Genomic DNA, 21,834 nt, shown 5'->3' on the forward strand with positions numbered 1-21,834 from the left:
GCGTTTGATACACTGGTGGCGGCGGGCTATCCGCGCGAGGTGGCGTGGTTTGAAACCTGCTACGAACTGAAATTGGTCGTCGATCTGTTGTGGGAGCGCGGCATGTCCGGCGGCTTCGAGAAGATTTCCAATACCGCTGAATACGGGGCCTATCTGACCGGCCCGCGCATCATCGGTGACGCCTCAAAAGCGGCCATGGACGCGGTGCTGAAGGACGTGCAGTCGGGCGATTTCGTCCGCACCCTGATGGCCGATTACGAAGCGGGGGCGGTCGATCTCAAACGCCGCCGCGCGGCTCTGGCTGACAATGCGCTGGACCAGACCAAGCGGTACTTGGATGGGGTGGCGGACAAGGCGTAGCGCGCGCTATGTGCCTCTACCGCTTCACGTCGATGATCACCCGCTTATAGCGCGTCAGGGCCGGCGTGCCTTTGTCCGTCACGGCCACGATGACGTGCAGGGTGCCGGTGCGGAAGACGCTGTTTTTCGGGATGGTCAGGCTTATTTTGGGCTGATCGGCATTGGCGATGGTCGCCATGCGGCCATTGCGCCCGTTTGAGGTCGTAAAGCCGCCGGCTTCACCATAGACAAACCACTCAAAGCTCAGCGCGTCCTTATCGGGGTCGGTGGAACCCTCGGCGCTGAGTGCCAGCGTATCGCCCAGCCGCGCCGTTAAACGATCCGGATGCGACAGCTTGGGCTCTGGCGGGTGATTGGCCTCGGCATAGGGCTTGATCGTCCAGTCCATGCGTGCGGCAAAGTCGTTCTGATAGGCCTGACGCCAGCGCCAGATGGTCGCGTGATTATCGGTGTGCCAGTTGCCATCGACCCCCAGCACCTCATCCTCGGCATTGGTCCACAGGGGCCGCGTTTCCGGGATCAGGTGCCAGCGGGCGGGCGGAGGGGTGTAGAACTCATAGCGACCGCCCCAACTGCCCCAGTCGGGGTGTTCGGGCGCGCCCAGACCGTTATTGATCAGGTACAGGAAGCTGGGGGTATCGCCTTCCATCAGGTAGATGGGTTTCGGGTATTCGGCCCCCAGCGGCCCTTTGCTCATAATGTGGGTTTGCAGCCACGGCCCATCGACCAGACTGAAATCCGCCCCGACAAAACGCCCGTGAAAACGGTCGCCGCTGATGCCTGACCAGGTGGCGTGGTGATAGGCGCCGCCGTCGTGCATACCGGGGCTGGCGATATAAAAGAGGTCCGGAAAGGTTTGACGCAGCCACGGGCCGGAATCGTCCTGATCCGAGATGGTATAGACGCGCAGCTTGGCCACAAAGCGCTTCAGTTCGGCCTTGCTCCGCGTGGCGCGCACCTTATGCAGGGCCTGAGCCAGCGTGTTGGGCCCGCCCCAGACCAGCACCCACAGGGGGCGCCCATCGCGGCGATCCACCGCCCGGATCAGTTGCTCAGCCCCCGGCGAGGTCAGGCCCTTCCCCACGGCTGTCAGGCCGTAGGCCTGTGGGCCTTCGCTGACCACGGACAGCAGGTGTTCGGCGGACGGATAGCCGGGCTCATGGCGGTTGAGGTTTGGCTGTACCTGCCCATAGGCGCGCACGATCTGACGGATACGCTCCGGGGCCGTATGATGGCGCATATGGATGGAGGTCGTGGCGACCAGCCCCTCTATATCCCACTGATTGGCATAGGTCAGGAACCGCACCAGAGACTCCGCGTCATCCGGTTCATTCTCGATGTCGGTCAGGACGAAGACGCGCGGCTTTTCTGCCGGGGCCGTTGCGGCTTTGGCGACCGGCTCTGCGGCCTGCGCCAGCGGGCTTCCCCACACCATCAGACACAGGGCCGCAGCCCATCCGTGCAGTCTCATCCGTCTCATCCCTTTATTCTTGGCCCGGCACTGTGGTGGGCCACGGGAGGAGCGTCAACCGAATTAATCCCGCAGCAGTTCGTTGATGCCGGTCTTTGAGCGCGTCTGGGCATCGACGCGTTTGACAATGACGGCGCAGTAGAGGTGCGGGGCGTTCGGGTTCTTGTCATTGGCCGAGGGCATGGAGCCCGCCACGACCACCGAATAGGGCGGGACTTCGCCATAGAAGACTTCGCCGGTGGCGCGATCAACGATGCGCGTTGATTGCCCCAGATAGACGCCCATGCCCAGCACCGAGCCTTCACGCACGATGACGCCTTCGACCACTTCGGAGCGCGCGCCTATGAAGCAGTTGTCTTCGATAATGGTCGGGTTGGCCTGAAGCGGTTCAAGCACGCCGCCGATACCGACGCCGCCCGACAGGTGCACGTGCTTGCCGATCTGGGCGCAGGAGCCGACCGTCGCCCAGGTATCGACCATGGTGCCTTCGCCGACATAGGCGCCGATGTTCACGAACGACGGCATCAGCACGACATTCTTGCCCACAAACGCACCATGACGCACAATGGCGCCCGGCACCGAGCGGAAGCCGGCGTCCTGATAGTCTTCGGCCTTCCACTTGGCGAACTTGTTGGGCACCTTGTCCCAGAAGGGACCGATGGGGGCCTCTTCAAACAGGCCGCGACCCGTGTGCATCAGGTGGTTGCCATTGAGGCGGAAGGAGAGCAGCACGGCTTTCTTCAGCCACTGATGCGTAACCCATTCGCCGTCGATCTTTTCAGCGACGCGGAAGCGGCCGTTGTCGATCAGGCCCAGCGCCTTCTCCACCGCATCGCGCACCGGACCGGTGGTGGACGGCGACAGGGTGTCGCGGATTTCCCAGGCGGCTTCGATATCGTCGTGGAAGGCGGCGAGGTCGGACATGGCGGCTCTCATAAGGTCTGTCAAAGAAGGAATGACAGGGCCTTAAGACCTATGATCCTTCGGATCAAGGTTTCTTTTTTTGCTCGCGCTCAGGCGCTGTTTATTGAGAGCGTTTGATCACATACGCCTCTGTGGCCAGTTCGTGTTTGAGCATAAACGCCGACAGGCTCTCATAGGTGGCGGTGCGGATTGGGCCGGGATGATCGTCGGTGCGCAGGCGCGCATCGGCCATCGGCCCCAGCGTGCGTTGCAGGAAGCCGGCTCTGACGGTGGTCGGTTCAAACCAGCGCGTCAGATTGGCCTTGATCTGCGGGTAGGAGTCCGTCTCCCACGCTGCCGCTGCGACGACATCCAGCACAAATTCCACGCAGTTCTGGTATTTCGCATCCAGCGGATTGGATACCAGCGAATAGTCGGTGACGTGCAGGCGCGCATAGGCGGGCGTGCCGATCAATGTCCGCAGCCGCCGCTGCATTTCCGGCGTCGGGAGGATGACTCCGACATCGTCTTCGGCGGAGATGCTGGCGAAGTTCAGCGGGAAGTCCTGCTTCAGGTAGGACTGGCTGACCGGCACGGTCTTTCCGTCGCCATGATAGAGATTATAGACCGCATAGCCCTGAAGATGGCGTCCGTCGGCGGTGGTGATGTCGCTGTGGACCCAGAAGGCCCCGTGCGTATAGGCGATGCCGGGCGGCAGCTTGTCATGCGGACGGCTGGTGCGAAAGACAATGGCCACTCGCGCGCCTTTGGCCGCCAGATTTTGCTCGATCTGTTTGGCGAAGGCGGCGGCTTCGGGCGGGCTGAAATGCGGTTTGGTGTTGGCGGCACTGTCGCCGGATTCGTTGCCCGCCCACGCACCGGTGGGAAGGAGCAGGGATACGGCCAGCAGGGCCGCCCGCCACATCTTACTGCGCCTTCTTTTGCGGTTTTTCGGCCTCGCGCGGGACATCCGGCGCGTCCTGCGCTACCACGGTTTCGGGGCTGACCGTCAGCGGTTTATTGGCTTCGTCCCAGACGGCCTCGCCGGAATCGCGGAGGGCCGCACCGGTGCTTTCGGCGGAAGCCCCAACAGCGACGAAGGGCAATGCGGCGCTGCCCGCGACCACCATCACGCCCGCGCCCGACAACTGGGCGGTGGCTTCGACCGAATTGGCTGCGGCTTTGGAGGTGTTTTCAAGGCTGTCCTGCGCGGCGGCGGGCAGGGCAAGGGCTGACGCGAACAGGATAAGGGCAATCGGTTTGAACATGACCATGAGCTCCGTGACACGCCTGTGAACGGCGTTAGAGCGCACCCCGAAAAGTGTGACGCACTTTTCGGAAAGAGGTGCGCGTCAAAAAAAAAATTTAGAGGGCACTTCCGATCCGGCAGGAGCGGAAAGGCGCTCTAAATGAACATGGTTCAGAATTTCCGGCGCGTCAAGTTAATTTTGAACGCCGTTCATTCCGTAAGGAAAACTTTCAGCGACGCTGCCCGGATATGCACGAAATCATCGGCATTGGCTTCGGCGTGCGGGCCGACGAGAATGGTCGTCATGCCCAGCTCGTGCGCGGGTTTGAGGTTCTTCGGGCTGTCTTCGAAGAAGGCGGTTTCGGGACCGGTCACCGCGTGCTTTTGCATCATGCGGTGAAAGGTGACGAGGTTCGGCTTGGGGATCAGGTCCGCATGGCCCAGATGGAACACGTCCTCGAACAGGGTGGTCATCTCCAGCTTGTCGAGGATGCGATAGGCGTGCTGTTCGTCGCCATTGGTGAAGACCAGCTTGCGACCGGGCAGGGCGGTGATGGCGGCATTCAGGGTCACGTCGGGGACAAGCCCGTCCAGCGACACGTCGTGCACCTCGTTCATAAAGGCATAGGGGTCGATGTCGTGATAGGCCATCAGCCCGGCGAGGGTCGTCCCGTGCTCATAGAGGTATTTTTTCTGGAGCGCTCTCGCCTCTTCGCGCGGCAGGCCCGTCTGACGCATGACGAAATCGGTCATACGGCCTTCGACCAGGGCCATGACCTCGGCTTCGGGCGGATAGAGGGTGTTGTCGAGATCGAACAGCCAGGTGGAAACGTGCGGGAGGTTTTGAACATGCGGGCTCATACCGCCTGTTTCGGATTTTACCTGTTTATGTTCAAGCGATTTGTTGGGCGTAGCGATAAAAGGTCTTGGCCACGAAAAACACGAAAAGCTGAAAAAGTAGGCTTTTTGTGCCTCGTTTTACGAGAGCTAGCCCTGTGTGAAGGAACTGAATTTTCGAGCTTTTCGTGTTTTTCGTGGCTAAATTTAACCTAATCCCGCGTGATCAGCGTGCCCGCGCCGTGTTCGGTAAACAGCTCGACCAGCATGGCGTGTGGGCGGCGGCCATCGAGGATAACCACGGCTTCCACACCCGCGTCGATGGCGGCAATGGCGGTTTCGAGCTTGGGGATCATGCCGCCGACGGCGACGCCGGTTTCGATCAGGGCCTTGGCTTCAGACACCGTCATCTGACGGATCAGGCGCTTTTCACCGTCCAGCACGCCGGCAATGTCGGTCAGCAGCAACATGCGCTTGGCGTTCATCTTACCCGCCACCGCTCCGGCCACGGTGTCGGCATTGATGTTATAGGTCGCACCGTCTTCGGCCACGCCGATGGGGGCTATGACCGGCACATAGTCGTGCTCCAGATCACCGATCAGGGTGCGCAGCAGCTTATCGTCCACGCGCTTGGGCTCACCCACAAAGCCGAGATCGACCACCTGTTCGATCATCGAATCCGGGTCTTTTTTCAGGCGTGTCGCCTTTTCGACGGTAATCAGGCTGGCGTCCTTGCCCGACAGGCCGACGCCACGCACATCGGCTTCCTGACCGGCGCGCGTGATCCACGAGGCGATTTCCTTGTTCACCGCGCCCGACAGCACCATTTCGGCGATTTCCATGGTCGCTTCGTCGGTGACGCGCAGGCCGTCGATAAAGGTCGATTTGACGCCCGCCCGACCCAGCATGGCCGAAATCTGCGGCCCGCCGCCGTGCACGACGATCGGATGGATGCCCAGCAGTTTCAGCAGTACGATGTCCGAAGCAAAGATGCGCGCCGTTTCTTCCTGACCCATGGCGTGACCGCCGTATTTCACCACGACGATTTCGCGGTCGTAGATCTGGATAAAGGGCAGGGCTTCGGCCAGGGTTCTGGCCGTGGCCCAGCCGTTTTCTTCGATGGTTTCGGTCGTGGCGGTCTGAATGATCATTTCAGGAAGACTTACCCCGGTTACACCTGACGGCGTATCAGCAAAAGGTGACAGTACGATGAGCGCGCGCATTACAGGATATGCGGCGGCGTGTCATTAGCGTTTTATGCCTGATGCGCCGCAAAATTCAGGCTAAGCTGAGGGCTGCAAAGGAGACGCGCCATGACCGACGCCCAGGCCATCATCGCCGAATTGAAAATGCAGCAGCATCCGGAAGGCGGGTACTATGTCGAAACCTTTCGGGATAATGTCCATGAAGGGCGCGGCGCGTCTTCGGCCATCTATTACCTGCTTCAGGCGGGGGAGCGTTCGCACTGGCACCGCATAGATGCCGTTGAGGTGTGGCACTACTATGCCGGTGCGCCACTGAAACTCAGCCTGCATCATGAAGGGCGCGGGTGGGATGTCGTGTTGGGGCCGGATGTGCTGAGCGGGCAGAGGCCGCAGGGCGTGGTGCCCGTCGGCGGCTGGCAAAGCGCAGAGAGCCTGGGAGACTGGACTCTGGTCGGATGTACGGTCGCGCCGGGGTTTGATTTTGCCGGATTTGAGATGGCCCCGCCGGGCTGGGAACCGGGATAGACCGCCCAAATCGTTTCTATCCGGGTTTGAAATGGTGACTGGGCACCCTATGTCTGAAAAGAGGCCTGTCGATCCGTCCGGGCCGTCCCCTCGCCACACAGGAGCTACGCGACCGAATGCCAGAAACCCACCCCGAAACCCATAACGATACACGTACCCCTTCGCCGGCAGAGAGCCCCAAGCCGCACAGCCCTGCGCACGCGGTCCTGCCCTTATGGACGCTGGTCGTGCCGTTTCTGGGGATGGGGGCCTATCTGGCGCACCTGTCCTATCTGGGGCTGGCCGGGGTGATCGGAGCAGCGGTGATCATGATGGGCTGCGTTCTGGCGGCTGTGCACCATGCCGAGGTCGTAGCGCATCGGGTGGGGGAGCCCTTCGGTACGCTGGTTCTGGCCATTGCCGTGACCATCATTGAGGTGTCTCTGATCGTGTCGCTGATGCTGTCGGGGTCAGGCGATACCGCGACTCTGGCCCGCGACACGGTGTTTGCAGCCATCATGATCATTATGAATGGCATTGTCGGCATCTGTCTGCTGGTCGGCGGGGTGCGCCATCACGAGCAGCGCTTTGTGCTCAAAGGCGTCAGTTCGGCCCTGTGCGTGCTGGCGGCCATGGCGTCTTTGTCTCTGGTCCTGCCGAACTTTACCTCCTCCGTACCGGGGCCGTTCTTTTCGACGTCACAACTGATCTTCGTCGCCGTGGTGTCGCTGATCCTCTACGGGGCCTTTGTGCTGGTGCAGACGGTGCGTCACCGCGACTATTTCCTGCCGTCGGGTGAAGGTGATCTGAAACCCGACGTCCATGCCGAGCCGCCGACGCTGAAAGAAACCCTGATCGCCTTCGGCGTGCTGATCGTGGCGCTGGCCGGGGTGGTTCTACTGGCCAAGAGCCTGTCGCCGCATATCGAAAAGGCGGTGGTGGGCGCCGGCCTGCCGCTGGCCGTGGTAGGGGTGCTGATCGCGGCTCTGGTGCTGGCCCCCGAAAGCCTGTCGGCCATCAAGGCGGCGCGGCGTAACCGCCTTCAGACCAGCCTCAACCTCGCTTTGGGCTCGGCTCTGGCGACGATCGGTTTGACTATCCCGGCGGTGGCGGTCTTAAGTGTCATCATGGGCTGGCCCCTGTCGCTGGGGCTCGATACCAAGTCGATGGTCCTGCTGCTGCTGTCGTTTGTGGTGTCGATTTTCTCACTGGGCACGGGGCGCACGACCGTGTTGCAGGGCGTGACGCATCTGGTGATCTTTGCCACCTATCTGTTTGTAACCGTGGTGCCGTAAGCCCGTCGCCTTTTGCCCCCAACGCAGGAAGAGAAGGTATCCACAGATTACACAGATGGGCGCTTCGCGCCTCGGATTAATCCAGATAAAGCTGCCGTTAGACGCTCTTGATCTGTGCAATCTGTGGTTTTTAACCCGGGGTTGAACCTTGCCTGTCATCGACTTCACGTGGCTTCGCCGCTTCACAGAGGCAAGGACAACAAAAAACCGGCCCAGTTGCCTGAGCCGGTTTTAAAATCTGCAACTAAGTGCTGAGGCTTACTTCTTAAGCCCATGAGCGTCAGCTCACAGTTACTTCTTAAGGAAGCCGCCGAACTTGTTGTTGAAGCGCGACACGCGGCCGGCGCGGTCAAGCAGGGTGTTCTGACCGCCGGTCCACGCCGGGTGCGTGCGGGGGTCGATGTCGAGGTTCAGGACAGCGCCTTCCTTGCCGTAGGTCGAGCGGGTCTGATAGGACGAACCGTCGGTCAGGGTAACCGTGATCCAGTGATAGTCGGGGTGACCGTCTTTTTTCATCTCTATTAAGTCCTTAAAAACGTCCGGCCAGCAGGGATGCGGACGCGAAGAAAGGGTGAAGCTGTTACAGCGAAGCGCGGCTCATAGCGTAAGCGGCGTTGCGGCGCAAGCCATAACGCATTAAACGCGGGTTTATGACCGCACAGACACCCCCGCACAGCGACGCCGATGCCTTCAAAGACCGCCCCGGATCGGGAGCCGAACTGGTAGGGCAGATCACCTCCGCCGCTGCCGGGCGGGAAAAGACGCGCAACCTCAAGCCATTATTGCGCCTGTGGCCCTATATTGCGCGGCTGAAGGTCGATGCGGTCTTTGCCATCTTCTTCCTGCTGTTGTCGTCGGGGGCCACCCTGTCCCTGACGGTCGCCTCGCGTTACCTGATCGACAATGGTTTCGGCTCTCAGGACGCGTCGCAACTGAACCTGTGGTTTGGGGTGATGGCCGGGGTAGCGCTGGTGCTGGCTCTGGCGACGGCGCTGCGTTACTTCTACATCACCAAGCTGGGTGAGCGGGTGGTGGCCAATCTGCGCAAGGATGTGTTCAACCACATTCTGGGCCTCGATCCCGGCTTCTTCCTGAAAATCCGCACGGGCGAGGTGATTTCGCGCCTGACCACGGACCTTCAGATCGTCGATACGCTGGTTTCGACCTCGATATCCATGGCGCTGAGGAACGGCATTTCGTTCGTCGGCGGACTGATCCTGCTGATGTTCGTCAGTCCCAAACTGACGCTGTTCGTGCTGTGTATTTTCCCGGTGGTGCTGGTGCCGCTGTTCACCTTCGGCAAACGCGTGGGCCAGTTGACGCGCCAGACGCAGGACAGTTTTGCCGCTGCCGTCGGCACGGCGGGTGAAACGCTCGATGCGCTGGAAACCGTGCAGGCCTTTGTGCGCGAAGACTATGCGCGTGGGCGCTTTGGCGACGGCGTGGAAACGGCCTTTCGTCAGTCGCTGAAGCGCATGGGCGCGCGGGCCTTGATGACGGCGCTGGTCATTTCGCTGGTGTTTGGCGGCATTGCCTTTGTGCTGTGGCTGGGGTCGCGGGCGGTACTGGCCGGGGAGATGTCGGAAGGCACGCTGATCCAGTTCGTCATGCTGTCCGTGCTGGTCGCCGGTTCGGTAGGCTCGCTGTCGGAAACCTGGGGCGATGTGCAAAAGGCGGCCGGTGCCATGAGCCGCATCGACGAGCTGCTGACGGCGCAGCCGACCATCGTTGCCCCCGCCAATCCTCTGCCGCTGCCGGAACCGGCGCGCGGCGCGGTGGTGTTTGATCAGGTCGATTTCGCCTATCCGGCGCGCCCGGAACAGCCGGTCCTGAGCGGTTTTTCGCTCAGCGTACAGCCCGGTGAGACGGTGGCTCTGGTCGGGCCGTCGGGGGCGGGGAAATCGACTGTGTTCAAGCTGCTTCTGCGCTATTACGAACCCACGGCGGGTACGATTGCGCTGGATGGTGTCGATATTGCCAAAGCCGACCCCAAGGCGGTGCGTCGCCGCCTGTCTCTGGTCGCGCAGGATGCCGCCCTGTTCTCGACCTCACCCGCTGAAAATATCCGTTTCGGCCGGGAAGACGCCACGCCTGATGATATCCGCACGGCGGCGGTGAAGGCACAGGCGCACGCCTTCATCGAGGCCCTGCCGCAGGGCTTTGATACGCCTCTGGGCGAACGCGCCAAGTCCCTGTCCGGCGGGCAGAAGCAGCGCCTGTCGATTGCCCGCGCGCTGGTGCGTCAGGCCCCGGTGCTGCTGCTCGATGAGGCGACCTCGGCGCTCGATGCGGAAAACGAGCGGCTGGTGCAGGACGCGCTGAACGAGGCGATGAGCGAACGCACGACGCTGGTCATCGCCCACCGGCTGGCCACAGTGCTCAAGGCCGACCGCATTGTGGTGATGGACGAAGGTCGCGTGGTCGAGCAGGGGACGCACGAAGAACTGGTGGCGCAGGGTGGGTTGTATGCCCGTCTGGCGGAGCTGCAATTCGGGGCCTGAGGTGCTGAATGCTGTTACCGCCAGACAAAACACAAGATGTCTGGCGGAGCTGCAATTCGGGGCCTGAGGCGCTGAAGGGCCGAAATCCATCAACAATTGTTACGGTTGTGTACAAACGGTATCATAAGCCCGTAAATCGCGTGATCGGGGATAAAAATCTACTCATGCGAGAAAAATTTTCCCTTTTGAAGTCATGTATTTAACGGACTGAATACGTATTCACGTCTTCATATCATTGATATACTGTACGTACAGTTTTATATAGCGGCAACCCGGAACCTCCCCCATCCGGATGAGTTTGGCCGTCCTCACCCGCACCGGCCGCTTTGGGATCGTGTACCGTGTCAGATGATGTGTTGAACGCCGGAGAGGTTTCCGAAGCGTCGGAAAGCCACCGGGTATGGTTCATCGCCGGGGCCTCGCATGGCCTGGGGCGTGAACTGGTGCGTGCCGCGCTCGAACGCGGTGATTTTGTGGTGGCCACGGGCCGCCGCCCGGAAACTTTTGCCACCGGGTTTGAAGACTATGCCCATGCGCTGGTGGCGCTGGCCATGGACTCCGATGACGCCCACGAAGTGCGTGTGGCGGTCGATACGGCCATCCGCTGCTTTGGTCATATTGATATTCTGGTCAATAATGCCTGCGCCAGCCTGATCGGCGCGGTGGAGGAGGCGAGCGACCTCGAAGTGCGCCGCCTGTTTGAAACCAATCTGTTTGGCGTGCTCAATGTCATGCGCGAAGTGCTGCCGCACATGCGCGAACGCCGCCGCGGCCATGTGGTGACGCTGGCTTCGTGCCATCCGGAGCAGGCCGCAGGCTTCGGCCTGACCCATGCCGTGCGTGGCGCGGTGATCGGCCTGTCCGAAGCCCTGACGCAGGAACTGAAGCCACTGGGCATTCAGGTGACAACGGTAGACCCCGGTATGCTGGGTGGCCCGGAGGCGCGCCTCATCGCGCGTCAGGTGATCGCCGATTATGACACGCGGCTTGGGCCGGCGCGTCTGTGGCAGGAAGAGTTGGACGAGATGGTCATGGCCGGGCGCGCGCAAGCCGTGTTGCGCGCCATGGACCTGCCCGAAGCGCCGGGCCATCTGGTGCTGGGGGCGCGCGCCTATGAACGGGCGCTGCGCCGCCTGAGCGCCTTACAGGCCGAACTGTCGGCCTGGCGTAATCTGAGTTTGTATCAATCCGAGGCCGCGTAAATGACCATCGACACACTCTCGCCCCCCGTAAAGCGCCCGCGGGGTCGCCCGCGCTCGGAAAGCGCGCGCGAACAGATCCTTCAGGCGACGCTCGACCTGCTGGAAGCCGGGAACCTGCGCGACATCACGGCCGAAGCCATTGCGCGCAAGGCCGGGGTATCCAAGGCAACCCTTTACAAGTGGTGGCCGAATAAGCTGCATATCGCCTTCGATGCCTTTATGGCGCGCATGAGCGATGAAATCGTCGTGCCGGACACCGGCTCGTCGGAGCGTGACTTCCTGATGGCGATGCGTGATGCCATGGCCTTCTATGCGTCGGCGGCCGGGCGCACGCTGGCGCAACTGATTGCCGAAGGGCAGGGGGATGAAACCTTCAATCAGGCCCTGCTGGAAAGCTTCCTCAACCAGCGCCGCGAAGCCGTGGCGACCATCTGGCGGCGGGGCGTCGAGCGCGGCGACCTGCGCAGCGATATCGACATGCAGATGGGGCTTGATCTGATCTATGGCCCGCTGATGTTCCGCTTTCTGGCCGGGCGCTTCCATATGATGAATGCCGAAGAGGCTGACAAGCTGATCGGGATGGTCTTCCGCGGCATTGCGCCGGTTGCGCAGCCCGTCAGTGCGGACGTCCTGATCGACGCCTGATCGCGTCTGAGTTGTTCGTGAGGCATAGACAAAGGTTAATAGCTCTGGCAGGTTAACCTTTGTAGGCTGGGGGGCAGGATAATGGCGAAGGTCGCAGGAACACTCGAGGTTTGGCTTTATCGCATCTGGATGTGGCTGGCGACGGCCTTCGCTACCTTCGTGTGTATCATAGCCATCGCCGCGTTGTGGCAAACCGTTATTACGACTCCGGCCGCTTTTGTTGACAGTGCCGGTACGGCTGCCCGGGACGCTTTTCTTAGCAAGATATTCGATGTTATCTTCAAAAATGCTTTCACGGCCATAGCTACCTCTACGACCATTGCCCTCATTGTCTCAGTCCCTGTTGTACTCGCCGTAAGGGTCGAATTTCGCAGGGCACGATCCTTTAATCGCGATGCTATCGCGGCTTTTCTGGCACCTTTGGATGAGGCTATTAAAACATCAGCAGAGGTCGGGCTTCTCGAACTTGATGCACGCGGTCAGATTATACGCGGAAATCTAGCGGCCCTGGACCGCTGGGTAAAAGCCTTTAATTCTTCGCTTTCCAAAGATCTCAGGGCTGTGATTGAACTGACGGACCCCAACGGCAAGCGGCCAGTGAACGACATAGAGTCCAATGCCTCTATTCGACTGGATGTGCCCGACCTTACCTTATCAGGGGAAGGGCCCAAACTCAGGCCGGAAGCTAATTATGAGCGGTTGCATCAACTCAGAGCTACTATCGACCGACTTGCGATCAACAGGGTGACGGTTATCAGTGGCCTTTCCAATGCTTTGAACGATGTGCTGAATGAGCTTGAAGCCAGTTCAGCCGGTGTAACCGCAAAGAGTCTGGCGCTGCGTCAGTTATGGTTATTGATCGGCAGCGCCATTATGGTGGGGTTCACGGCCGCATGGATATTCCTCATCCTGGCGAATGGATGATCACTTCGCCAGTTGCAGCTTTTCCAGCAGTTGCGGATAAAGCTCGTGATTGGCGGCCAGCATTTCGCCGGTGATCAGCGGCGACTGATCACCGTCCAGCGAGCCGATCTTGCCGCCCGCTTCGGTGATCAGCAGGGTCCCGGCGGCCATATCCCACGGCTTCAGACCGCGTTCCCAATAGCCATCCACCCGACCCGCGGCCACCATGGCGAGGTCGAGCGAGCAGGCCCCCAGACGGCGGATACCCGCCGTGCGCTGCATGATCTGATGCAGTTCTTTCAGGGCCTGTGCGTGGCCGGTCTTGCCGATAAAGGGCAGGCCGGTGGCGATCAGGCTGTCTTCCATCACCTTGCGTGCCGAAACGCGCAGGCGGCGGTCATTGTGGTAGGCGCCCTTGCCCTTTTCGGCCCAGTAGAGGTCGTTGGTGATCGGGTTATAGGTCACACCGGCGACGATCTCACCATCGCGTTCCAGCGCCACGGTGCAGGCAAACACCGGGATGCCGTGCATGAAGTTGGTAGTGCCGTCGATGGGATCGACGATCCAGCGGTGCGTCTTGTCCGTGCCTTCGCGCAGGCCCTGTTCTTCCCCCAGAAAGCCGTAGCCGGGGCGCAGGCGGGTCAGTTCCTCGAACAAGGCGGCTTCGACGCGCTTGTCGGCGGCGGTGACGAAGTCGCCGGGGCCTTTGCGCGAGACCTGAAGCTCGCTGATTTCGCCGAAGTCGCGGGACACGCCCTTGCACGCCTTGCGGATGGCGGCGACCATGGCCTGAATGAGGGCGGATTGGATTACCATGTGGTGTCCTTCATCCTCCCCTGTGAAACGGGGGAGGTGGCATTGAGCGAAGCGAAATGATGGAGGGGGCTGTGTTCATGACGGTCCCCCATCCACCGCCCATAGAAGCGTGCTAACGCTTCGCTTCTAGAGACATTGCGGTCCCCCCTCCCCGCAAGCAGGGAGGGATGTGAAACCTAGTCGGCGCGGCGCATATATTCGCCGGTTTCGGTCGAAACGACGATGCGCTCGCCCGTGCCCATAAAGGGCGGGATCATGACGCGCATACCGTTGGAGGCCTTGGCGGGCTTATAGGAAGACGAGGCGGTCTGGCCCTTGATGGTCGGCTCGGTTTCGATGACTTCGAGCACCACCGTGTCGGGCAGGCTCATGCTGATCGGCTTGCCTTCGTGCGATTCGATGACGACGATCATGCCGTCGTGCAGGAAACGGACCTGATCTTCGCCGACCCAGTCCTTCGATAGCGAAATCTGCTCGTAGTTTTCCTGATCCATGAACACCAGCATGTCGCCATCTTCATACAGGTACGAGTGATCGCGTTGCTCCAGCACCGCACGCTCGACCGTATCGTCGGAACGGAAGCGCTCGTTCAGCTTGGTGCCGGTGACGAGGTTCTTCATTTCGACCTGGGCAAAGGCACCGCCCTTGCCGGGCTTCACGTGCTCGGTCTTCACGACGGCCCACAGACCGTTCTGATATTCGAGGATCATGCCCGGTTTGATGGTATTGGCGTTGATTTTCATGGATTCGACTTGTCAAGGAGCGAGCGCGGAGGCCCAGAAGAGTTTGCGCGCGTTACTACACGCTTACCCCAGACGAGGCAAGGGGCCGCGAAGCCGCAGCGGGAATCGACTTTTTATGCGCGCCAGCGCATGGTAACGCCCGTTGAGACAAAGAGGAGCGCGACATGCTTAAGCCGACTGGTATAGCCCTTATGGCCCTTCTGACCCTGACGGCCTGTGGCAAGCCGGACACGCCGGCGGCATCGGACGAAGGCTCAGGCGTGTCGTCGTCATCCATCGCGGATCAGGGCGCGCAAATCCTGTCGTGCGAAACGCCGGTGGCCAGATCAGCCACAGCGGCACAACTGCTTCAGGCCTTTGCCGGTAAGACGCGCGAAGAAACGGTGCCTGGGCCGGAAGGCACGACCGAAAGCGCCGTCGTCCTCTATCCCGACGATCCGGCGCGCAAGGTGGTGGTCACCTTCTGGGACGAAGCCAAAACGCAGGTGGCGGATGTGCGCATCGGTCGCGGCGCGGTGCAGTGGTCCGGTCCCGGCAATATCCGCATCGGGTCTGCGCTGAAAGCGGTTGAGGCGGCCAATGGCAAGGCGTTTGACCTTTATGGTTTTGACTGGGACTACGGCGGCTATGCGGCGGACTTCAAGGGCGGCACGCTCGGTATGATGTCGGGCGACTGCGTGCTGAGCCTACGCTTCGCGCCCCCGGAAAGCCACACCGGTCAGTTGACCAGCGATATTGTCGGCGACACGCAGGTCGCATCATCCAACCCCAATATGCAGGCGCTGCAACCGGTCATCGTCGAAATGTCGGTCGGCTGGCCGTCACCTTCGGCGGCGGTGGAGTAGGTCAGATCGCGCTCAGCAACGCCCTGACGCCGGCCGCCGGGCCGTCCGGATGGGTCCAGACGGCGCCGGACACGGCGATAAAGTCGGCCCCGGCTGCGGACACTTCGGCCGCATTCGCCGCGGTGATGCCGCCGATGGCGACGCAGGGCACTTCCATCGTCTCCTGCCAGATGGTCAGGGTGTCTAGCTCGGCCATATGTTCGACCATCTTAGTGGCGGTCGGATAGAAGGCTCCGAAGGCAACATAGTCGGCCCCGGCCTCGGCGGCCTCCATGGCTAGATGGCGGCTATTGTGGCACGTGACGCCGATCATGGCTTCGGTCCCCAGCCGCTTGCGCGCCTCCTTGTAGGGTGTGTCGGACTGACCCACATGCACGCCATCAAGCCGCAACTCCTTGGCCAGATCGACATGATCGTTCATCAGCACCGCCGTGCCGTGCCGGTGAGCGATCGGCGTGATCAGCCGCGTCAGGGCACGGATTTCATCCAGCGACACGTCTTTGAGTCGAATTTGCAGGGCCGGAACCGACCCGGCCGACAGGGCGTCGTCCAGAGCGCGCGCAAAGGCGGTGTGGTCGGCAATGGTCGGTGGCGTGATGAGGTAGAGTTGCAAGGTCATCGCCTCGTCCTGCCCCAAAAGCGGGCCGGGGGCAAGTTTTTCATCCCACCCGCTTCGCAGGGGAGAGGTCGAAACGGTTGGTAAATGCCCCCTCCGTCGCCGACTTCGCGGCGACACCTCCCCCGTGCGCTTCGCTACAGGGGAGGAGAATATCAGAGGTTGCCAAACGTATTGCGCAGCAGGGCCATCTGATCCAGCACCGGATTTGTCTGCGGCTTGTCGGCCTCGGCCTCTACGAACATACGGCGGTCGAGGTGCGAGATGCGATCATACAGGCGGTTGGAGCGGTCCAGCAGTTCCAGCAGGCCCTGCGGCAGCACCTTAAGCTGGTCGCCATATTCGCTCTGGGCGGCGGCCGACAGGCGATATTTTTCGTCGCAGGCGTCGGTGGCTTCCATATCGCCTTCGCGCACGGCGCGCTGCACCAGCAGCCACGAGGCAATCTGCATCAGGCGCGTGGTCAGGCGCATGGACTCACCGGCATAGAGCAGGGCGTCTTCGCGGCTCAGGATGCGTGAGTCGCGGCGGCCGTCGCCGTCCAGATAGGAGGCGGTTTCTTCCACCAGACCCATGCCTTCGCGGAAGGTCCGGTCGAACAGGTCCGAACGGGCAAAATCACGCACGAGGTCCGCACGCTGTGACAGGGAAACTACGGCACCGGTATCGGACATGGCTGGCCTTCGGAAAATCTCAAAACACACAATACGTAAGGGGCGCAAACCGCACCCCCAAGATCACTGATCGTCCTGCAACGGGCGTGCCACCCGAAGCGACAGGACGGGGCGCGCACCTGACACGCGGCTCCCTAATAAAGCCCTAACTCCCCTTGAAGGAGAACAGGGCTTCCGCCGCGCTGCGACCACTCTGCTTGGAGTCCAGCATAGTCCGGGTACGCACGATTTCGGCCTCAAGCGCGCCGATGCGCTCCTTAAGGTCGATGACCGAATAACCGCTCAGATCCTCATGGATCAAGGCATTCAGCGGCCCGCCCGGCCCGGTGCCTGAGCGAAAAGCGGGGGTAAACGCTTCCTCGTCCGACATGCGGCGTCTCCTCTGGGGTTATATCAGGGCTTGGAAACCTTTGCAGCCAGCGCGCGAACCGTTGCGCGGGCCGTAAATGTCTCTACATGTCCTATAAAACCCCCATGGGGCGAAGAAAGCAAGCGGCACGGTTGATCATGAAAGCTATTCTCATCCGCGAAGGCGGCCACTCTGCCGATGATCTGTATGTGGGCGATGTGCCGCGTCCCGAAGTGGGGCGGGGACATGTGTTAATTCGGGTCAGCCACGCCGGTGTGAACCGCCCCGACATCCTGCAAAGGCAGGGCAGCTACCCGCCGCCGCCCGGTGCGTCGCCGATTATGGGCCTTGAGGTCGCCGGGACGGTCGAAACCGTCAACAGCGACGAAAATCTGTGGACAGCGGGCGACCGCGTGTGCAGCCTGGTCAATGGCGGTGGCTATGCCGAATATGTCAGCGTCGATGCCCGCCACCTCCTGCCGGTGCCGCGCGGTCTGAGCGAGGCCGAAGCAGCGGGCCTGCCCGAAGTGTGCCTGACCGTCTATGCCAATCTGATGGAGCACGGCGCGTTGCAGGCCGGTGAGACCGTGCTGGTCCACGGGGCCAATTCTGGTATCGGTTCGATGACGGTAATGATGGCCAAGGGCTTTGGTGCCCGCGTCATCGCCACGGTCCGCGGGGCGGAGCGGGCGGCGTGGGTGAAGGCGCTGGGGGCCGATCACGTCATCGACACCCGCGACAGCGACTTCGTGACGCCGGTCAAAGACCTTGGCGGGGTCGATGTGGTGCTCGACATCATGGGCGGCGACTACACGCCCAAAAACATCCTGTGCCTCAAACACCGGGGCCGCATCGTGCAGGTCGGGATGATCCGCGGCAATACTGCCGAAATCGAGCTGCCCCGCCTGATGCAGAAACAGGGCATACTGACCGGTTCGATGCTCAGGCCGCGCAGCGCCGACGAAAAGGCCCGTCTCAGCGCGGCGGTGGCCGAACAGGTGTGGCCGCTGATCGAAGCCGGGGCCATCCGCCCGGTGCTGGCTAAGGTGTTTGACGCCGCCGCCGCCGGCGCGGCGCAGGCCTATCTCGACAGCGGCCAGCACACCGGCAAGGTGGTTTTGAAGTGGTGACCGGGCTGCCCGTTTTGTCGCGGATAATCCTATTCCCTTCGATGAAAAATCGGTCTATAGCGGTATCAAGAATCCCCTCACGCCCGGTCGCAAAGGCCGGGCGTAGCTATTTGTGAGACTGAATATGGCCGATATCCTGATGCCGAAAGCGACCGCCGTGTGGCTGGTCGATAATACCAGCCTCTCGTTCGAGCAGATCGCCGATTTCTGCGGCCTGCACCTGCTCGAAGTGAAAGGCATTGCCGACGGCGAAGTGGCGCGCGACATCCGCGGGGCCGACCCGATCGCCAATGGTCAGTTGACCCGCGAAGAACTGGACAAGGCGGAAAAGACCCCGTCTTACCGTATGCAGGCGCAAAAGAGCCGCCACGCCGAACTGCTCAAGCCGCAGAAGAAGGCCCCGCGCTACACGCCCGTGTCGCGCCGTCAGGACCGCCCGGACGCCATCTACTGGTTCGTCAAGAACCACCCGGAAGTCACCGACGCGCAGATTTCCAAGCTGCTCGGCACCACCAAGACCACCATCGAGCAGGTGCGCAACCGCACCCACTGGAACGCCGCCAACCTGAAACCGGTCGATCCGGTGACGCTGGGCCTCGTGTCTCAGATCGAGCTGGATGCCGCCGTCAGAAAGGCCGCCGAAGTCAAGCGCAAGCAGGCCGAAAAGCTGGGCATCCCGCTGGATGATCCGTCGCTGCAACCGGCCGCCCCGGTCGTGGTGCCGTTCGACGAGGAAGAAGAGACCTTCTCGCGCAAGGCCGACCTGACGGTCGAAGACGTCTTCGGCTCGGCCCCGTCCAAGCCCGTCCATGACGAGGAAGACGACGAATACTGATCGGCCACGCGGCCATCAAACCGGAAAAAGCCAGCGGAAACGCTGGCTTTTTTTGTGCGAGCGGGGCGTAAAATTCAATTGTACATCCGTATTCAGCAGAACGCGCTGGTAAATTATAGATACGAGTTGAATGATTAATTCGCTTTCGATTCGACAATCAAGCTGTTTGGGGTGGGCCTCGGCTCAAACAGGTTAAAGATGTTGGCGGGCTGAAGGACAGAGAATCAGTTAGGATGCCTCATGCCGGTTAATCTTGATAAGCCACATCTATGGAAAGCCGATATATTGCAGTCGGTTGACATGTATAATTCATGGTTTATGAAATTCGCGCCAGATGCATTTCGTGAAACTCGGTTACGTGTGACAGACAGTGTCACAGAAGCTCTTAAGATAACGCATTATTTAAGAGACATTGAACCTGAGACTTTGCGTCGCCACCCGGAAATTCTGCCCAGTCTTCGTATGTCAACCTGTCCGCCAATTGCAGTTGACAGGTTGATCGGGTTATCTGGCGTCTCTCCTGGCTTCGTCAAGTGTATGGAGCAAGACAAGCGCATACCGTTACGGATGGCGTTTGACCATGCAAATGCTCAGTTGGAAAAGATTGCGATAACAATCCGGCGAATGATTGACCCGGATATTTTTGTCTGGCTACAACGTAAACAAAACCCAACTGAAGTCGAAATATACCGTGCCGCCACCATCGTAGCCGACCGGCTCTGTAGTGCCGTGGCGAACCCAATTATCCGCAATGCTCAGGAAAAACGACAATTAGCGGCTATCAAGTCCTGGCTGGAGATGAGAGGCTACACCCAGCTTGCAGAAGGTGCACAAGTCAAATTTAACCAGATGCAGCCCGGTACTTTCAGTTTTCGTATGAATGTCCCAACTACTCACGAAGACGGGAGTAAATCAGTTAATATTCCGGTTGATGCGGTAATAATGCCTCTCTCCCGTGTTGCAGGGCAATTGCCTGTGTTTATCGAGGCGAAGTCAGCGGGCGATTTCACCAATACGAACAAACGCCGTAAAGAAGAAGCTGCTAAAATGCATCAGCTCCGTTCTACCTATGGGGCGGATGTTCAATTCAATCTCTTTTTATGTGGTTATTTTGACAGCGGCTATCTGGGCTACGAAGCCGCCGAAGGCATAGACTGGGTTTGGGAACATAGGATCGATGACTTGGAGAAATTCGGACTGTGAATCCGCGCGTTACAATTTCTCACGAACAAAAACGTCTTATTTTGCAAGAAGACTTGGATGCTGCAAAAAGCCGAGGCGAGCGTAATAAGCTGGGCCAGTTTGCGACCCCCGGAACACTTGCAAATCAGATTATAACTCACGCGGGCGTTCTCTTGGGTGAGACCGAGGATATCCGTTTTCTTGACCCTGCCATTGGGACTGGATCATTTTATTCGGCCCTGCGCTCTCTCTATCCAAATGCTCGTATCTCGGCTGCCCGTGGCTATGAGATAGATCGACATTACGCCGAGTCGGCAATCTGTCTATGGAGGGGGACGAATCTCGAATTACGGCTTGCAGACTTCACCAAAGAAAAGCCTGAACCGTGCTTCAATATGCTGATTTGTAATCCACCCTACGTTCGGCATCATCACATTGCTAATGAAGACAAAATCCGGCTTCGATTGACGGCACACGAAATCTCAGGGGTAAATCTCAGTGGTCTTTCGGGGCTGTATTGTTACTTTATCGCTTTGGCTCACGGATGGATGAGCGATGAAGGTGTCGCTGGGTGGTTGGTTCCCAGTGAATTTATGGATGTAAATTATGGAAAAGCGATCAAACAGTATCTTTTGACTCAGGTCACTTTGTTACAAATTCATCGCTTCGATCCTCGCGATGTGCAGTTTGCAGATGCTTTAGTTTCGTCTTCTGTGGTTTGGTTCCGAAAGGCGCCCCCTCCACCGGGCCATAATGTGAAATTTACATATGGTGGTACATTTGCAGAACCAACGACTTCGCGCCTCGTTTCCATTGATGCTTTAGCACAGGAGTCTAAATGGACACGCTTTCCCGTTCACGAGAGGCGTAGTCCTAATACAAGAGGCATTGTTTCCGATTTTTTTAAAATCAAACGGGGGATTGCTACGGGGGACAATGACTTTTTCATATTGCCCGAAGAAGAAATTGAGCGCCGAGGATTGCCGCTTGAATTGTTCCGTCCCATATTGCCGAGTCCAAGATACGTAAAATCAGATGAGGTTGAATCTGATCCCGAAGGAGTGCCGTGTTTAGAGAAACGCTTATTCTTGCTCGACTCCAAGCTTGCTGAGTCTGAGATAGAGCGTCGTTTTCCTGAACTCTATACGTACCTTCAAGAAGGCCGTGCCAAGGGGTTGCATGAGCGGTATTTATGCCGGCATCGAAGCCTTTGGTATGCGCAGGAAGCTAGGCCACCCGCACCTGTTGTTTGCACTTATCTAGGGCGTGCAGATACCAAAAATGGGCGTCCTTTCCGATTCATATTGAACAAGTCGAAAGCGACGATAGCAAATGTGTATCTTGCAATGTATCCTACGGCTCTGACGGAAAAGGCGATGCAGGCCGATCCAACCTTTGTACGGCGAGCTTGGGAAGCTTTGAATCGGATAAACCCCGATCAGCTTTTAAGCGAAGGACGCGTTTACGGCGGCGGGCTTCATAAGCTGGAGCCGAAAGAGCTTGCAAACGTACCTGTTCCAGAATTGATGGAATTACTCCCTTAACCAATTTTCGTCTGTCTTGGACTGA

Annotated in this window: 23 protein-coding genes and 1 pseudogene; 12 read left to right on the plus strand and 12 right to left on the minus strand. The window is 59.8% G+C overall.

Annotated features, from left to right (window positions below):
- A pseudogene (locus Q0072_RS19010) lies at nt 1-360 on the plus strand (ketol-acid reductoisomerase); the annotation flags it as partial.
- Between the two features lie 16 nt (nt 361-376).
- Here the strand turns inward: Q0072_RS19010 and Q0072_RS19015 are convergent.
- The 6 genes from Q0072_RS19015 to argB form a co-directional block, all read right to left on the minus strand.
- Nucleotides 377-1,831: a nucleoside hydrolase-like domain-containing protein gene (locus Q0072_RS19015; RefSeq protein WP_298333116.1), complete on the minus strand. Its 1,455-nt coding sequence runs from the start codon at nt 1,829-1,831 to the stop codon at nt 377-379.
- 63 nt (nt 1,832-1,894) lie between these two features.
- Nucleotides 1,895-2,755, minus strand: coding sequence for a 2,3,4,5-tetrahydropyridine-2,6-dicarboxylate N-succinyltransferase (gene dapD, locus Q0072_RS19020; RefSeq protein WP_298333117.1), 861 nt, complete (start codon nt 2,753-2,755; stop codon nt 1,895-1,897).
- A gap of 100 nt (nt 2,756-2,855) precedes the next feature.
- The gene (locus Q0072_RS19025; protein ID WP_298333118.1) at nt 2,856-3,659 is read right to left on the minus strand and encodes a DUF2145 domain-containing protein; all 804 of its coding nucleotides are present in this window, start codon (nt 3,657-3,659) and stop codon (nt 2,856-2,858) included.
- 1 nt (nt 3,660) lies between these two features.
- The gene (locus Q0072_RS19030) at nt 3,661-4,002 is read right to left on the minus strand and encodes a hypothetical protein (protein ID WP_298333119.1); all 342 of its coding nucleotides are present in this window, start codon (nt 4,000-4,002) and stop codon (nt 3,661-3,663) included.
- Between the two features lie 191 nt (nt 4,003-4,193).
- Entirely contained in the window at nt 4,194-4,844 is a 651-nt protein-coding gene (locus Q0072_RS19035; protein WP_298333120.1) for a pyrimidine 5'-nucleotidase, read from the minus strand.
- Nucleotides 4,845-5,032: 188 nt separating this feature from the next.
- Complete coding sequence (argB, locus tag Q0072_RS19040) at nt 5,033-5,971, minus strand: acetylglutamate kinase (RefSeq protein ID WP_298333121.1); 939 nt, start codon at nt 5,969-5,971, stop codon at nt 5,033-5,035.
- Between the two features lie 162 nt (nt 5,972-6,133).
- On the opposite strand from argB, the gene Q0072_RS19045 reads away from it, so the two are divergent.
- Together Q0072_RS19045 and Q0072_RS19050 are read left to right on the plus strand one after the other, a co-directional pair.
- A complete protein-coding gene (locus Q0072_RS19045; RefSeq protein ID WP_298333122.1) occupies nt 6,134-6,550 on the plus strand; it encodes a cupin domain-containing protein in 417 nt (138 codons plus the stop codon).
- A gap of 116 nt (nt 6,551-6,666) precedes the next feature.
- Nucleotides 6,667-7,824 carry an ionic transporter y4hA gene (locus Q0072_RS19050; protein WP_298333123.1) on the plus strand — a complete coding sequence of 386 codons (1,158 nt, stop codon included), beginning with the start codon at nt 6,667-6,669 and terminating at the stop codon, nt 7,822-7,824.
- A 291-nt stretch (nt 7,825-8,115) separates the two neighbouring features.
- Here Q0072_RS19050 and rpmE read toward each other — a convergent pair whose 3' ends face one another.
- Complete coding sequence (gene rpmE / locus Q0072_RS19055; protein ID WP_013479216.1) at nt 8,116-8,340, minus strand: 50S ribosomal protein L31; 225 nt, start codon at nt 8,338-8,340, stop codon at nt 8,116-8,118.
- 134 nt (nt 8,341-8,474) lie between these two features.
- Here rpmE and Q0072_RS19060 point away from each other — a divergent pair, with 134 nt between their 5' ends.
- The 4 genes from Q0072_RS19060 (at nt 8,475) to Q0072_RS19075 (ending at nt 13,096) form a co-directional block, all read left to right on the plus strand.
- A complete protein-coding gene (locus Q0072_RS19060) occupies nt 8,475-10,325 on the plus strand; it encodes an ABC transporter transmembrane domain-containing protein (protein WP_298333124.1) in 1,851 nt (616 codons plus the stop codon).
- A gap of 341 nt (nt 10,326-10,666) precedes the next feature.
- Nucleotides 10,667-11,527, plus strand: a complete 861-nt coding sequence (locus Q0072_RS19065) for an SDR family NAD(P)-dependent oxidoreductase (protein ID WP_298333125.1) — start codon at nt 10,667-10,669, stop codon at nt 11,525-11,527.
- Entirely contained in the window at nt 11,528-12,172 is a 645-nt protein-coding gene (locus tag Q0072_RS19070) for a TetR/AcrR family transcriptional regulator (protein WP_298333126.1), read from the plus strand.
- 81 nt (nt 12,173-12,253) lie between these two features.
- Entirely contained in the window at nt 12,254-13,096 is an 843-nt protein-coding gene (locus tag Q0072_RS19075) for a hypothetical protein (RefSeq protein WP_298333127.1), read from the plus strand.
- Here the strand turns inward: Q0072_RS19075 and Q0072_RS19080 are convergent, their stop codons facing one another.
- Complete coding sequence (locus Q0072_RS19080; protein WP_298333128.1) at nt 13,097-13,891, minus strand: inositol monophosphatase family protein; 795 nt, start codon at nt 13,889-13,891, stop codon at nt 13,097-13,099.
- A gap of 176 nt (nt 13,892-14,067) precedes the next feature.
- Nucleotides 14,068-14,634: an elongation factor P gene (efp, locus tag Q0072_RS19085; protein ID WP_298333129.1), complete on the minus strand. Its 567-nt coding sequence runs from the start codon at nt 14,632-14,634 to the stop codon at nt 14,068-14,070.
- A gap of 164 nt (nt 14,635-14,798) precedes the next feature.
- Between efp and Q0072_RS19090 the strand changes: the two genes are divergently transcribed.
- A complete protein-coding gene (locus tag Q0072_RS19090) occupies nt 14,799-15,479 on the plus strand; it encodes a hypothetical protein (RefSeq protein ID WP_298333130.1) in 681 nt (226 codons plus the stop codon).
- 1 nt (nt 15,480) lies between these two features.
- Here the strand turns inward: Q0072_RS19090 and thiE are convergent, their stop codons facing one another.
- From thiE to Q0072_RS19105, 3 genes are all read right to left on the minus strand, one after another.
- Nucleotides 15,481-16,098: a thiamine phosphate synthase gene (gene thiE, locus Q0072_RS19095; protein WP_298333131.1), complete on the minus strand. Its 618-nt coding sequence runs from the start codon at nt 16,096-16,098 to the stop codon at nt 15,481-15,483.
- A gap of 152 nt (nt 16,099-16,250) precedes the next feature.
- Nucleotides 16,251-16,769, minus strand: a complete 519-nt coding sequence (locus Q0072_RS19100) for a DUF1465 family protein (protein ID WP_013479208.1) — start codon at nt 16,767-16,769, stop codon at nt 16,251-16,253.
- A 145-nt stretch (nt 16,770-16,914) separates the two neighbouring features.
- Complete coding sequence (locus tag Q0072_RS19105) at nt 16,915-17,139, minus strand: DUF1192 domain-containing protein (RefSeq protein WP_298333132.1); 225 nt, start codon at nt 17,137-17,139, stop codon at nt 16,915-16,917.
- A gap of 137 nt (nt 17,140-17,276) precedes the next feature.
- Here Q0072_RS19105 and Q0072_RS19110 point away from each other — a divergent pair, with 137 nt between their 5' ends.
- From Q0072_RS19110 to Q0072_RS19125, 4 genes are all read left to right on the plus strand, one after another.
- The gene (locus Q0072_RS19110; protein ID WP_298333133.1) at nt 17,277-18,248 is read left to right on the plus strand and encodes an NAD(P)H-quinone oxidoreductase; all 972 of its coding nucleotides are present in this window, start codon (nt 17,277-17,279) and stop codon (nt 18,246-18,248) included.
- 124 nt (nt 18,249-18,372) lie between these two features.
- Nucleotides 18,373-19,083 carry a cell cycle transcriptional regulator TrcR gene (locus Q0072_RS19115; protein WP_013479204.1) on the plus strand — a complete coding sequence of 237 codons (711 nt, stop codon included), beginning with the start codon at nt 18,373-18,375 and terminating at the stop codon, nt 19,081-19,083.
- A 240-nt stretch (nt 19,084-19,323) separates the two neighbouring features.
- Nucleotides 19,324-20,286, plus strand: coding sequence for a XamI family restriction endonuclease (locus Q0072_RS19120; protein WP_298333135.1), 963 nt, complete (start codon nt 19,324-19,326; stop codon nt 20,284-20,286).
- Nucleotides 20,283-21,809 (plus strand): Eco57I restriction-modification methylase domain-containing protein, encoded by a 1,527-nt coding sequence (locus Q0072_RS19125; protein ID WP_298333137.1) that lies wholly within the window; start codon nt 20,283-20,285, stop codon nt 21,807-21,809. Before Q0072_RS19120 ends, Q0072_RS19125 begins: the two co-directional genes overlap by 4 nt.
- Nucleotides 21,810-21,834: the final 25 nt, after the last annotated feature.

The sequence above is a fragment of the Asticcacaulis sp. genome (assembly GCF_027484505.1).
In the GTDB taxonomy this organism is placed as follows: Bacteria; Pseudomonadota; Alphaproteobacteria; order Caulobacterales; family Caulobacteraceae; genus Asticcacaulis.